Origin of the sequence: Pseudomonas sp. CFBP 8758, assembly GCF_014841725.1 — a bacterium.
Classification (GTDB): domain Bacteria; phylum Pseudomonadota; class Gammaproteobacteria; order Pseudomonadales; family Pseudomonadaceae; genus Aquipseudomonas; species Aquipseudomonas baltica.
In genome coordinates this window covers 211,680-224,481 of the sequence record NZ_JACYUK010000005.1, presented here as the reverse complement: position 1 = coordinate 224,481, position 12,802 = coordinate 211,680, and the positions used below count along the sequence as shown (strand labels likewise).

Annotated in this window: 11 protein-coding genes; 4 read left to right on the top strand and 7 right to left on the bottom strand. The window is 62.8% G+C overall.

What is annotated here, in order from left to right:
- Positions 1–4 precede the first annotated feature (4 nt).
- Entirely contained in the window at positions 5–664 is a 660-nt protein-coding gene (gene elbB / locus IFT75_RS12790; RefSeq protein ID WP_122799748.1) for an isoprenoid biosynthesis glyoxalase ElbB, read from the bottom strand.
- 90 nt (positions 665–754) lie between these two features.
- The gene (locus IFT75_RS12785; RefSeq protein WP_122479910.1) at positions 755–1,369 is read right to left on the bottom strand and encodes a DedA family protein; all 615 of its coding nucleotides are present in this window, start codon (positions 1,367–1,369) and stop codon (positions 755–757) included.
- Positions 1,370–1,639: 270 nt separating this feature from the next.
- On the opposite strand from IFT75_RS12785, the gene ppk1 reads away from it, so the two are divergent.
- Positions 1,640–3,865, top strand: coding sequence for a polyphosphate kinase 1 (ppk1, locus tag IFT75_RS12780; protein ID WP_192055074.1), 2,226 nt, complete (start codon positions 1,640–1,642; stop codon positions 3,863–3,865).
- A 235-nt stretch (positions 3,866–4,100) separates the two neighbouring features.
- Here ppk1 and ppx read toward each other — a convergent pair whose 3' ends face one another.
- The 5 genes from ppx to IFT75_RS12755 form a co-directional block, all read right to left on the bottom strand.
- Positions 4,101–5,603, bottom strand: coding sequence for an exopolyphosphatase (gene ppx, locus IFT75_RS12775; protein WP_122480128.1), 1,503 nt, complete (start codon positions 5,601–5,603; stop codon positions 4,101–4,103).
- 114 nt (positions 5,604–5,717) lie between these two features.
- The gene (locus tag IFT75_RS12770; protein ID WP_043192250.1) at positions 5,718–6,449 is read right to left on the bottom strand and encodes an amino acid ABC transporter ATP-binding protein; all 732 of its coding nucleotides are present in this window, start codon (positions 6,447–6,449) and stop codon (positions 5,718–5,720) included.
- On the bottom strand, positions 6,436–7,086 hold the full coding sequence (locus tag IFT75_RS12765; RefSeq protein WP_185794800.1) for an amino acid ABC transporter permease: 651 nt from the start codon (positions 7,084–7,086) through the stop codon (positions 6,436–6,438). Before IFT75_RS12765 ends, IFT75_RS12770 begins: the two co-directional genes overlap by 14 nt.
- A complete protein-coding gene (locus IFT75_RS12760; protein ID WP_192055072.1) occupies positions 7,083–7,748 on the bottom strand; it encodes an amino acid ABC transporter permease in 666 nt (221 codons plus the stop codon). The genes IFT75_RS12765 and IFT75_RS12760 overlap by 4 nt, the downstream gene beginning before the upstream one ends.
- A 16-nt stretch (positions 7,749–7,764) precedes the next feature.
- Entirely contained in the window at positions 7,765–8,547 is a 783-nt protein-coding gene (locus IFT75_RS12755; RefSeq protein WP_192055070.1) for a transporter substrate-binding domain-containing protein, read from the bottom strand.
- 318 nt (positions 8,548–8,865) lie between these two features.
- Here IFT75_RS12755 and trxA point away from each other — a divergent pair, with 318 nt between their 5' ends.
- The 3 genes from trxA (at position 8,866) to IFT75_RS12740 (ending at position 12,751) form a co-directional block, all read left to right on the top strand.
- Complete coding sequence (gene trxA, locus IFT75_RS12750; RefSeq protein ID WP_043192254.1) at positions 8,866–9,195, top strand: thioredoxin TrxA; 330 nt, start codon at positions 8,866–8,868, stop codon at positions 9,193–9,195.
- A 232-nt stretch (positions 9,196–9,427) separates the two neighbouring features.
- Positions 9,428–10,687, top strand: coding sequence for a transcription termination factor Rho (gene rho / locus IFT75_RS12745; protein WP_043192255.1), 1,260 nt, complete (start codon positions 9,428–9,430; stop codon positions 10,685–10,687).
- 99 nt (positions 10,688–10,786) lie between these two features.
- Positions 10,787–12,751, top strand: coding sequence for an acyltransferase family protein (locus IFT75_RS12740; protein ID WP_192055068.1), 1,965 nt, complete (start codon positions 10,787–10,789; stop codon positions 12,749–12,751).
- Positions 12,752–12,802: the final 51 nt, after the last annotated feature.

Below are 12,802 nucleotides of genomic sequence, written 5' to 3'. Positions count from 1 at the left end.
ACGCTCAGGCCTGGGTGAGTTCGATCACCCGATCCACCAGCTTGTTGATGCCGGCGGCGGCTTCGCTGATGGTCTTGGCGCTCATGTAGGCGGGGGTGCTGACCAGCTTGCGGGCGGTGTCCTCGACGATCTCGGTCACTTCGCATTCCTGGTGGGTGCCACCCATCTTCTCGATGGCCTGCGCGGTTTCGGCATCGGTGCCGATGGTGCAGGTCACGCCGGGACCGTAGATTTTTGCCGCCAGCGCCGGTGAGATGCAGATCAAGCCAACCGGCTTGCGCGCTTCGGCGAAGGCCTCGGCCAGTGCCTGCACTTGCAGGTTGACCGAGCAGGCAGCGCCGTCGCTGGCGAAGGAAGACAGATTCTTTGCCGCGCCGAACCCACCTGGAACGATCAAGGCATCGAAATCATCGGCGTTGGCCAGGGCGATGTCCTTGACCTCGCCACGGGCGATCCGCGCCGATTCCACCAGCACGTTGCGCGACTCGGGCATTTCCTCGCCGTTCAAGTGGTTGATCACATGCTTCTGGGCAACGTCGGGCGCGAAGCACTGCACTTCGCAGCCGCGCTGGTCCAGGCGCAGCAAGGTGATCACGCTTTCCTGAATTTCGCTGCCGTCATAGACGCCACAGCCGGAAAGGATCACCGCGATTTTCTTGGTCATGTCGAACTCCGATTGTGGCCACTGCTTCATTGGCATGTGTTCAGTAGCATGGATCACGCTCGGCGGCGTGTGTTCAGTTCGAGCGGGCCCTCAGGGCTGCTCGTCACCGGGCGCAGGCGTCGCCGCAGGGGCTTCCAGGCGCGCCTGGCGGGCGATGCGTGCGGCCTTGATGCGGCGCCTTACCCACAGCAGGACGCCGATCAGCACCAGCGCGCCGAGGACCCACAGCTCGTATTTCTTGACGTTGCCCAGCATGTGTTCGAGGAACGAACCGAAGTGGTAGGCCGCCAGGCCCAGTGCCGTGGCCCATACTGCAGCCCCGATGCCGTTGAGCAGCAGGTAACGCCGTGGTGGATAGCCGGACAGGCCAATTGCCACCGGCATGACGGTGCGCAGGCCATAGACGAAACGAAAGCTCAGGACCCAGATGTCCGGATGCCGGCGGATGTGCTCCAACGCACGGTCGCCCAACAGCTGCCAACGAGGTTTGCGCGCCAGTAGCTTGCGTCCATGCTTGCGGCCCATGAAATACCATAGCTGGTCGCCTGCGTAGCTGCCGAAGAAGGCCACCACCACAACCATGTTGATATCCATGTAGCCACGGAACGCCAGAAACCCGGCCAGGACCAGAATGGTCTCGCCTTCGAAGAACGTGCCGAGGAACAGGGCGAAATAGCCAAAATCGTTCAGGAATTGTTGGAGCATTTTATCGATGCTGGCGAAGTGAATGCGCAGCCTAACCCGTCATGGGCATACATGAAAGTGTCCAAATGTGTCTTGTCGTGAACAATGCTTGTCAACCTGAGAACGCAGACACCTTGTGGATGCGGCCGGTCATGTCATGCAACCGTCATAATCCATGCTTATAACTGTCGCGCCCCCCTTCCAAGCGTGCAGGCGTCAATGGCATCCTGACGCATTACGCGATCCGTGCCGCTCAATTGCAAAGGGCAGTTACGCCCTCGGGAACGCCAGATGAACAACGAAGCCCAGACTCAAGTCGCTCTCACCCAAGATCAGCCGGTGGTCGAAACCCCGGTAGAAGCGCCGTTGGTCATAGAAGCCATCGTCGAACCCGCGCACCCGAGCGAGGCCCTCGCGCCGGCGCCGCACATCGTCGTGCCGGGGCTGGACGACAGCAGCCTGTACATCCATCGCGAGCTGTCGCAGTTGCAGTTCAACATCCGCGTGCTGGAGCAGGCGTTGGATGAATCCTATCCGCTGCTCGAGCGGCTCAAGTTCCTGCTGATCTTTTCCAGCAACCTCGACGAATTCTTCGAGATCCGCGTCGCAGGGCTCAAGAAGCAGATCACCTTTGCCCGCGAACAGGCCGGCGCCGACGGTCTGCAGCCGCATCAGGCGCTGGCGCGGATCAGCGAGCTGGTGCATGGCCATGTCGATCGCCAGTACGCCATCCTCAACGACATCCTGTTGCCGGAGCTGGAGAAACACCAGGTTCGCTTCATTCGTCGTCGGCATTGGACAACCAAGCTCAAGACCTGGGTGCGTCGCTATTTCCGCGACGAAATCGCGCCGATCATCACGCCCATCGGCCTGGACCCTACGCACCCGTTCCCGCTGCTGGTGAACAAGAGCCTGAACTTCATCGTCGAGCTCGAAGGCGTCGATGCCTTCGGTCGCGACTCTGGCCTGGCGATCATTCCGGCACCGCGGTTGCTGCCGCGGGTGATCAAGGTGCCCGAGGACGTAGGCGGGCCGGGCGACAATTTCGTGTTCCTGTCCTCGATGATCCATGCCCATGCCGATGACCTGTTCCAAGGCATGAAAGTGAAGGGCTGCTATCAATTTCGCCTGACCCGCAACGCCGACCTGTCGGTCGATACCGAGGACGTCGAAGACCTGGCGCGTGCGCTGCGCGGCGAGCTGTTCTCGCGTCGCTACGGCGATGCGGTACGTCTGGAAGTGGCCGACACCTGTCCCAAGCTTCTGTCCGACTATCTGCTCAAGCAGTTCAACCTGTCGGACACCGAGCTGTATCAGGTCAACGGCCCGGTCAACCTGACGCGTTTGTTCAGCATCACCGGTCTGGACAGCCATCCCGAGCTGCAGTACCTGCCGTTCACGCCACAGATTCCGAAGCTGTTGCAGAACAGCGAGAACATTTTCAGCGTGGTCAGCAAGCAGGACATCCTGCTGCTGCACCCCTTCGAATCGTTCACGCCCGTGGTCGATCTGTTGCGCCAGGCGGCCAAGGACCCTCATGTGCTGGCCGTGCGGCAGACGCTGTACCGCAGCGGTGCCAATTCCGAGATCGTCGATGCGTTGGTGGATGCCGCCCGCAATGGCAAGGAAGTCACCGTCGTCATCGAGCTGCGCGCGCGCTTCGACGAGGAATCCAACCTGCAGCTGGCCAGCCGTCTGCAAGCCGCGGGCGCGGTGGTGATCTACGGCGTGGTGGGCTTCAAGACCCACGCCAAGATGATGCTCATTCTGCGCCGCGAGGCGGGCGAGATCGTACGCTATGCACACCTTGGCACCGGTAACTACCACGCCGGCAATGCCAAGCTGTACACCGACTACAGTCTGCTGACCTCGGACGATGCACTGTGCGAAGACGTCGGCAAGTTGTTCAGCCAGTTGATCGGCATGGGCAAGACCTTGCGCATGAAGAAGCTGTTGCATGCACCCTTCACGTTGAAGAAGGGCATGCTCGACATGATCGCTCGCGAGACCCAGTACGCCATCGAAGGCAAGCCGGCGCACATCATTGCCAAGTTCAACTCGCTGACCGACCCGAAGGTCATTCGCGCGCTGTACAAGGCCAGCCAGTCAGGCGTGCGCATCGATCTGGTGGTGCGCGGCATGTGCTGCCTGCGGCCGGGCATTCCCGGGGTGTCGCACAATATCCATGTGCGCTCGATCATCGGGCGCTTCCTAGAGCACACGCGGGTGTTCTACTTCCTCAACGGTGGCGAGGAGCAGATGTTCCTGTCCAGCGCCGACTGGATGGAGCGCAACCTCGACAAGCGTGTGGAGACCTGTTTCCCGGTCGAAGGCAAGAAGCTGATCATGCGGGTCAAGAAGGAGCTGGAGAGCTACCTGACCGACAACACCCATTCCTGGATCCTGCAGGCCGACGGGCGCTACGTGCGCAACACCCCGACCGGCAACCAGAACGCCCGCAGCGCGCAGGACACGCTGCTCGAACGGCTGAGCAACCCGATCCTGCCGGTGCGCTAGCAGCCAGCAAGATCGGAGGTGCGGCTTTCGCGGCCACTGGCCGCTCCTACAGGGATCGCGTTGCACTGTAGGAGCGGTCATCGGCCGCGAAACAGACGCTGCGGTTTATCGGGCAGGTGGCGGTGCGGCTTTCGCGGCCACTGGCCGCTCCTACGGGAATCGCGTTGCACTGTAGGAGCGGTCATCGGCCGCGGAACAGGCGCTGCGGTTTATCGGGCAGGTGGCGGTGCGGCCTTCAGCGCACGGTGAGGGTAAAGCCTACGCGGGTCAGCCATTCGGCTTCCTGGGCGAAGTCGGCCTGGGTCAGCTGGTTGTTCTCCAGCCAGCCATCGGGGAACACTACATCCAGGCTCTTGGCCTTGGCATGCAGGGACACCGCCGGCATCTCCTGGGTACCACGGATGTGGTGGAACAGGATGGCGAAGCGCAGCAGCACGCACAGCCGGATCAACTGCACACCGTCGTCGCCGAACTCGGCGAACTTGTCCTTGGGAATGTTGCGGCGGTGGCCGCGCACCAGCAGCGCCAGCATCTGCTGGTCTTCGCGCGAGAACCCGGCCAGGTCGGAGTGTTCGATCAGGTAGGCGCCGTGCTTGTGGTAATGGTAATGGGCAATGTCCAGGCCTATCTCGTGAACCTTCGCCGCCCAGCCCAGCAGCTCGCGCCAGACCCCGTCTTCCAGCTCCCAGTCCGCCGCCACCTGGTCGAAGGCATGCAGCGCCTTGCGCTCGACGCGCTCGGCCTGCTCGACATCGACGTGGTAGCGGGTCATCAACGAACCCAAAGTACGTTCGCGCACATCTTCGTGGTGATGACGGCCCAGCAGGTCGTACAGCACGCCTTCGCGCAGGGCGCCATCGCAATGGTCCATGCGCTGCAGGGCGAGGGCATCGAAGATCGCTTCGAGAATCGCCAGCCCGGCGGGAAAGATGGTCCGGCGGTCCGGCTTGATGCCGTCGAAATCGATCTTGTCGACATCGCCCAGCTTGAACAGCTTGCGCTTGAGCCAGGCCAGCCCCTCGGCATTGACCTCGCCGCTGCCCTGGCCGCCGGCCTTGAGGGCCAGGCCGATGGCGCGGATGGTGCCGGAGGAGCCGATGGCTTCGTCCCAGCTGAGCCGATGCAGGGCATTCTCGATGCTCATGATCTCCAGGCGCGCTGCCGTGTACGCCTGGGCGTAGCGGGCCGGGGTGATCTTGCCGTCGCGGAAGTAGCGCTGGGTGTAGCTCACGCAGCCCATCTGCAGGCTCTCGCGCAGCAGGGGTTCGAAACGCTGGCCGATGATGAACTCGGTGCTGCCGCCGCCGATGTCGGCGACCAGGCGCTTGCCCGGCGTGTCGGCCAGGGTGTGGGAGACGCCCAGATAGATGAGGCGGGCCTCTTCGCGGCCCGAGATGACCTCTACCGGATGGCCGAGGATCTGCTCGGCGCGGACGATGAATTCGTTGCGGTTGCGGGCTTCGCGCAGGGCGTTGGTGCCCACGATGCGCACCGCGCCCAAGGGCAGGCCGTTGATCAGTTGGGCGAAGCGCTTGAGGCAGTCCAGACCGCGCTGCATCGACTCTTCGCTGAGCTTGCGCTCTTCGTCGATGCCGGCGGCCAGCTGGACCTTTTCGCCCAGGCGTTCGAGGATGCGGATTTCATTGACGTGGGCCTTGGCCACCACCATATGAAAGCTGTTCGAGCCCAGGTCGATGGCGGCGATCAGGGACAGGTTCTTGGCTTTTGTCTGCGGCATGGTCAAAGGATCTCGGTCGTTAACCCCCGCATCGTGCCACGATCAGGCGACGGCGCCAACGCGCCATCCTGATCTTTGCCCCAAGGTCCGAGCTCTGGCGAGCCCGAACGGCATTCATGCCGGCTGCATGCCGATGAACTGCGCCAGCTCGGGCGTGCGCGGATTGACGAACAATTCCTTGGGATCGCCCACCTCGTGCACCTTGCCATGGTGCATGAACACCAGCTTGTCGCCGACCTCGCGGGCGAAGCGCATTTCGTGGGTGACCATGATCAGGGTCATGCCGTCTTCGGCCAGCTTGCGCACCACGCTGAGCACCTCGTTGACCAGCTCCGGGTCCAGCGCCGAAGTGATCTCGTCGCACAGCAGCACCTTGGGCGACATGGCCAGTGCGCGGGCGATCGCCACGCGCTGTTGCTGGCCACCCGACAGCCGATCAGGGAACGCATCGAACTTCTCGCCCAAACCGACGCGTTCGAGCATCTCGCGGGCCAGTTCGCGGGCGCGAGCCTTGGGCACTTTCTGCACCACCTGAGGGGCCAGCATCACGTTTTCGCCCACGCTCAGGTGCGGGAACAGGTTGAACTGCTGGAACACCATGCCGACCTTCTGGCGCAGGCTGCGCAAGTCGGCGCGCGCCGCATCCAGGTATTCACCGTCGACTTCGATGACGCCGTCGTTGATCGATTCCAGGCCGTTCAGGGTACGCAGCAAGGTGCTCTTGCCCGAGCCGCTGCGACCGATGATCGCAACCACCTGACCTTCGTCCACACTCAGGTCGATGCCCTTGAGCACATGATGATCGCCGTAGTACTTGTGCAGGGCGGAAATCCTAAGCAGCGGCATGCAGCCTCCTTTCCAGATAGCGGGCACTGAGCGACAGCGGGTAGCACAGGGCGAAGTAGCCCAAGGCGACGAAGCCGTAGACCATGAAGGGTTCGAAGGTGGCGTTGGCCAGCATGCTGCCGGTCTTGGTCAGCTCGGTGAAGCCGATGATCGAGGTTACCGCGGTACCCTTGACCACTTGCACCGAGAAGCCCACGGTCGGCGCCACGGCAATGCGCAAGGCCTGGGGCAGGATCACGTGGCGCAGTTGCTCGTTGCGGGTGAGCGCCAGGCTGGCGGAGGCTTCCCACTGGCCGTTGCCGATGGACTCCACGCAGCCGCGCCAGATCTCGGCCAGATAAGCGCTGGTGAACAGCGTCAGGGCCAGGGCGGCGGCCACCCAGGGCGAGATGTCCACGCCCATCAGCGCCACGCCGAAGAACACCAGAAACAGCTGCATCAGCAACGGCGTACCCTGGAACACTTCGATATAGCAGCGTGCCAGCGTGCGCAGCGGATGCGTGGGCGAGATGCGCAGGGTCATCACCAGCAAACCGATCAAGCCGCCGCCGATGAACGCCACCAGGCTCAAGGCCAGCGTCCATTGCAGGCCGATGAGCAGGTTGCGCACGATGTCCCACAGGGTGAAATCCATCAGCTGTTCCTCATGATGAAACGCCGACCCAGCCAGTTCAGCAGCATGCGGATCAGGATCGACATGATCAGGTACACCAGCGTGGTCAGCAGATACGTCTCGAAGGCGCGGAAATTGCGCGACTGGATGAAGTTGGCGTAGAAACTCAGCTCCTGCGTGGCGATCTGCGAGCAGACCGCCGAACCCAGCATGACGATGATGATCTGGCTGCTTAGCGCCGGCCAGACCTTGGCCAGGGCTGGCTGGAGGACCACATAGCGAAACGCCTCGAAGCGGCTCATGGCCAGGGCCGCAGAGGCTTCGAGCTGCCCCTTTGGCACGGCCTGGATGCCGGCGCGAATGATCTCGGTGGAATACGCCCCCAGGTTGACCACCATGGCCAGCACCGCGGCCTGCCACTCGCTGATCTGTACGCCCAGGCTGGGCAGGCCGAAGAAAATGAAGAACAGCTGGACCAGGAAGGGCGTGTTGCGGATGAGCTCCACGTAGACCCCGAAGAGGCCGGCGAACGGCTTGATCTGCCAGGCCCGCACGGCGCCGCCGACGATGCCCACGGCTACCCCGAGCAGCGCGCCGATGGCGGTGAGCTCAAGGGTGAACAGCGCACCCTTGAGCAGCAGGTCGGCCTGTGCGAGTACCGGGGCGAAAGCGAACTGATAGGCCATTGGGTGCGCTCGACAATCAGAGGTCGGCGGGCAGCGGCTGCTTCAGCCAGGTCTGCGCATTCTTTTCCAGGCTGCCGTCACTCTTGCCCGCGGCGATGATCTGATTGACCTTGGCCAGCAGCTCGGGCTGTTGCTTGTTGATGCCCACGTACACCGGCGAGTCCTTGAGCTTGATCTTCAAGGCTGGAATGCGTTTAGGGTTCTTTTCCGAGATGGCCACCATCACCACGTTGCCGCTGGCGATCAGGTCGGTCTGGCCGGCGAGGTAGGCGGCGATGGTCGAGTTGTTGTCTTCGAAGCGCTTGATGGTGAGGCCTTCGGGCGCGACCTTGCTCAGCTCGATGTCTTCGATGGCGCCACGGGTCACGCTGATGGTCTTGCCCTTGAGGTCGTCCAGCGTGGCGATCGGCGCTTCCGGCGGGCCGAACACGGCCAGGTAGAACGGCGCGTAGGCGCTGGAGAAATCGATGACCTGTTCACGCTCGGCATTCTTGCCCAGGCTGGAGATCACCAGGTCGACCTTGCCGGTGGTGAGGTAGGGAATGCGGTTGGTGGAGTTCACCGGGGTGAGCTGCAGCTTCACTTTGAGTTGGTCGGCGATCAGCTTGGCCGTGTCGATGTCCAGTCCGCGCGGTTGCATGTCGGGGCCGACCGAGCCGAACGGCGGGAAATCCTGCGGCACGGCAACGCGCAAGGTGCCGCGCTCGGTGATGTCGCTCAAGCCATCGGCATGGGCCGCCTGGCCCAGCATGAAACTGGCGACCAGGGCGGTGAACAGCAGTCTGCAGCGCGAAATCATGGCGATACTCCGATTGCGATCGAGTCGAGGTTGCCAGGGAGGTAGCACAGCGCGTGCCAGAATGGGGCAGGGGGCGGGCGCCGCGGCGTGGGATCGGGGTTCGAGCTACAACGAGTGCTCTGTGCCGGACTGGCCGCGCACCGTTGCGGAGCGCACTGGCCAGTGCCTGCGGTCATTACTGGTGCGCCGAGCGGGGTTCCATTGCCTGTATCACCGATGTTCATAGTGATGATCAATGATCATCGGCTTCCTGTAGCAGCGCTGTGCCGCTATGATGGGCCACGTTTTTCTTTCCGAATATGACCACGGAGACACTCCATGAGCAGCGACCTTATCAAGCACGTCAGCGACGCCAGCTTCGAAGCAGATGTACTCAAGGCTGACGGTGCTGTACTCGTCGACTACTGGGCCGAATGGTGTGGCCCGTGCAAGATGATCGCCCCGGTGCTCGACGAAATCGCCGAAACCTACAAGGGCAAGCTGACCGTCGCCAAGCTCAACATCGACGAGAATCAGGAAACCCCGGCCAAGCATGGCGTGCGCGGCATCCCGACGCTGATGCTGTTCAAGAACGGCAACGTCGAGGCGACCAAGGTCGGCGCGCTGTCCAAGTCGCAGTTGGCAGCCTTCCTGGACGCCAACATCTGATACCTGAAAGGCCCCGCATTCGTCGGGGCTTTTTTCTGGGCGCGATACTGGACGCCTACAAATCGAGGTGTTACATTCGGCCTCGCATTGGTTTCTCCTCTGCCCCCTGCAAGCCGTCGCCGACGCACTCCTACTCGAATCAGTACGCGATCCTGTCGCCTTCTCTGCGGCGCGGCCTCATTAAGCCCAAAGCTTAATTTCTCCCCTCCATACATGATTACGTCATTCCCTTATGAACCTGACTGAACTCAAGCAAAAGCCGATCACCGATCTGCTCGAAATGGCCGAACAGATGGGCATAGAAAATATGGCCCGTTCGCGCAAGCAGGATGTGATTTTCTCCCTGTTGAAGAAGCACGCCAAAAGCGGTGAGGAAATCTCCGGTGATGGCGTGCTGGAGATTCTCCAGGACGGCTTCGGCTTCCTGCGTTCGGCTGACGCCTCGTACCTGGCCGGCCCAGACGACATCTACGTCTCGCCCAGCCAGATCCGCCGCTTCAACCTGCGTACCGGCGACACTATCGTCGGCAAGATCCGTCCGCCCAAGGAAGGCGAGCGTTATTTCGCCCTGTTGAAAGTCGATACCATCAACTTCGACCGTCCGGAAAACGCAAAAAACAAGATTCTCTTCGAAAACCTCACGCCGCTGTTCCCTACGGTGCGCATGAAGATGGAAGCCGGCAACGGTTCCACCGAAGACCTCACCGGTCGTGTCATCGACCTGTGCGCACCGATCGGCAAGGGCCAGCGTGGCCTGATCGTCGCTCCGCCGAAAGCGGGCAAGACCATCATGCTGCAGAACATCGCGTCGAACATCACGCGCAACAACCCTGAATGCCACCTGATCGTCCTGCTGATCGACGAGCGTCCGGAAGAAGTCACCGAGATGCAGCGCACCGTGCGCGGCGAAGTGGTCGCCTCGACCTTCGACGAGCCGCCAACCCGCCACGTGCAAGTGGCCGAGATGGTGATCGAGAAGGCCAAGCGCCTGGTCGAGCACAAGAAGGATGTGGTCATCCTGCTCGACTCCATCACTCGCCTGGCGCGTGCCTACAACACCGTGATCCCGAGCTCCGGCAAGGTCCTGACCGGTGGTGTGGACGCCCATGCCCTGGAGAAGCCCAAGCGTTTCTTCGGTGCCGCGCGTAACATCGAGGAAGGCGGTTCGCTGACCATCATCGCCACCGCGCTGGTTGAAACCGGCTCGAAGATGGACGAAGTGATCTACGAAGAGTTCAAGGGTACCGGCAACATGGAACTGCCCCTGGACCGCAAGATCGCCGAGAAGCGCGTCTTCCCGGCCATCAACATCAACCGTTCCGGTACCCGTCGCGAAGAGCTGCTGACCGCCGACGACGAACTGCAGCGCATGTGGATCCTGCGCAAGCTGTTGCACCCGATGGACGAAGTGGCGGCCATCGAGTTCCTGATCGACAAGCTCAAGCAGACCAAGACCAACGACGAGTTCTTCCTGTCGATGAAACGCAAGTAAGCCCACCCGCTGCTTGATCCGAATGGCGCCCTTGCGGCGCCATTCGCATTTTCAACGTTGCATAGCCATGCCAGACCCGTTCGGCCGACAAGGATTGTTATGACTCACCCAGCCTATCGACGTGACATCGACGGCTTGCGCGCCGTGGCGGTCATTGCCGTGGTGTTGTTCCACTTTGGTATTCCGGGTTTTGCCGGCGGGTTCGTCGGCGTTGACGTGTTCTTCGTCATCTCGGGTTATCTGATCACCTCGATCATCTGCCGCGAGCGTGCCTCCGGCCACTTCAGTTTTGTGGAGTTCTGGGTGCGCCGTGCGCGGCGGATCCTGCCCGCCCTGGTGGTGATGGTGGTGGCCTGTCTGGTCGTTGGCTGGTTCCTGCTGGTGCCGCGTGATTATGAAGAGCTGGGGCGCTCGGCGCGCTACCAGGCCATGTTCATATCCAACGTGCTGTTCGCCCGGCAGGACGGCTATTTCGATACCGATTCGGAGCTCAAGCCACTGCTGCACACCTGGTCGCTGGCGGTGGAAGAGCAGTTCTATATTCTCTTGCCGCTGTTGCTGGCCGTGCTCGGCCGGTATGTGAAGGCATGGCGCACAGGCTTGTTCGGCATTGCCCTGGCATCGTTTGCGGTGAGCGTCTGGCAGGTTCAGCAAGCCCCGGCGCAGGCATTCTTTCTATTGCCGGCGCGCGCGTGGGAACTGTTGGCCGGCAGCCTGCTGGCGGTGGCGCCGGTGTTCCAGCGCCCACTGACAGTGGCCGTGCGTCAGGGCGTGGCCACCGCCGGGATTGCTGCCGTGGGCGTGGCCATTGCCTGCTATGACTGGCGTACCGCGTTCCCCGGCATGGCGGCACTGCTGCCGGTGTTGGGCACGCTGGCGATCATCTGGTCCGGCGCCGGCCAGCCGACCTGGCTGTCACGGCTGCTGGGCACGCGGCCGATGGTGGCGGTGGGCTTGATCTCCTATTCCTGGTACCTGTGGCACTGGCCGGTGCACGTATTCGCCGACTATGCCGCCGTGGACGGTATCGCTGGGCACGAAAACCTTGCGCTGATCCTGGGCAGTCTGCTGCTCGGCTACCTGTCCTGGCGCTGGGTCGAAACGCCCCTGCGCGGTCGGCGCTGGCTGGCCCAGCCGCGTCAGGCGCTGTTGGCCGCATTGCTGGCCATGGTGGTGGTGGGCCTGGCGGGGCAATCCCTGCGCTGGAGCGATGGCGTACCGTCGCGGCTGTCGGCGCAGGCATTGGCCTACGCCGAGGCCGGCGAATGGCATGCCGGGCAGCGTGACTGCATGTTCGAGAAAACCACCGCGCCCGAACGCCTCATCTGTCACCTCGGACGCCGAAGCAAAGACGTGCTGCCACCGCTGATCTGGGGCGACAGCCATGCAGCCGCGCTGATGCCGGCACTGCGCGTGCATAGCGAGCGCACCGGGCAGGCACTCGATCTGGCCAGCTCGGCCGGCTGCGTACCGGTCGCGGGGCTGGAGCGCAACGACCTGTGCCGGCAGTTCAATGCGCAGGTCCGTAGCGTGATCGCACAGGCGCCGCAGCGCGACGTGGTGCTGGTCGCGCGCTGGACGTTGTACCTGTATGGCGACGAGCATGGCGACCTGACCTATCGCTTGCCCGGTACCGATGCGCCGGTGCAGATGGCCGAGGCGCTCAAGCGCGAAGTCCGAGCCTTGCGCCAGGCGGGCAGCCGGGTCTGGCTGCTCGATGAAGTCCCTTTGCAGAACGCCAACGCACCTTACCGGCTGAGCCGCCTGGCCATGCTCCAGCGATCGACCGACGGCATCGGGCGCCCGCTGCGCGAACACCGACAGCGTCAGGCGTTCATGCAGGGGCTGTTCGCCGAGCTGGCGGCCAGTGATCCCAAGGTGCGCATCCTCGATACGACCCAGCTGTTCTGTGCCGATGGCATGACCTGCGTGGCCGAGTCTGCCGGGCGTTCGCTGTACATGGACGACAACCACCTGGGTGACGACGCGGCCGGGTTCGTGGCGCCCTTGTTCGCCCCGCTGCTTGCGCCCGTAGACGCGCCAGCGCCTGGCAATTCCCATTAAAGCCCAGCCGGCGGCTGCCAGCGGCCGCCAGAGCAGGTAGGATGTACGCTT

What these genes read in the sequence shown, in the direction of transcription:
- IFT75_RS12770 (WP_043192250.1), bottom strand. Translation starts at nt 6,449, where the DNA reads ATGCCGCTGCTTAGGATTTCCGCCCTGCACAAGTACTACGGCGATCAT.
- trxA (WP_043192254.1), top strand. Translation starts at nt 8,866, where the DNA reads ATGAGCAGCGACCTTATCAAGCACGTCAGCGACGCCAGCTTCGAAGCA.
- ppk1 (WP_192055074.1), top strand. Translation starts at nt 1,640, where the DNA reads ATGAACAACGAAGCCCAGACTCAAGTCGCTCTCACCCAAGATCAGCCG.
- IFT75_RS12760 (WP_192055072.1), bottom strand. Translation starts at nt 7,748, where the DNA reads ATGGCCTATCAGTTCGCTTTCGCCCCGGTACTCGCACAGGCCGACCTG.
- IFT75_RS12785 (WP_122479910.1), bottom strand. Translation starts at nt 1,369, where the DNA reads ATGCTCCAACAATTCCTGAACGATTTTGGCTATTTCGCCCTGTTCCTC.
- IFT75_RS12740 (WP_192055068.1), top strand. Translation starts at nt 10,787, where the DNA reads ATGACTCACCCAGCCTATCGACGTGACATCGACGGCTTGCGCGCCGTG.
- ppx (WP_122480128.1), bottom strand. Translation starts at nt 5,603, where the DNA reads ATGCCGCAGACAAAAGCCAAGAACCTGTCCCTGATCGCCGCCATCGAC.
- elbB (WP_122799748.1), bottom strand. Translation starts at nt 664, where the DNA reads ATGACCAAGAAAATCGCGGTGATCCTTTCCGGCTGTGGCGTCTATGAC.
- IFT75_RS12755 (WP_192055070.1), bottom strand. Translation starts at nt 8,547, where the DNA reads ATGATTTCGCGCTGCAGACTGCTGTTCACCGCCCTGGTCGCCAGTTTC.
- rho (WP_043192255.1), top strand. Translation starts at nt 9,428, where the DNA reads ATGAACCTGACTGAACTCAAGCAAAAGCCGATCACCGATCTGCTCGAA.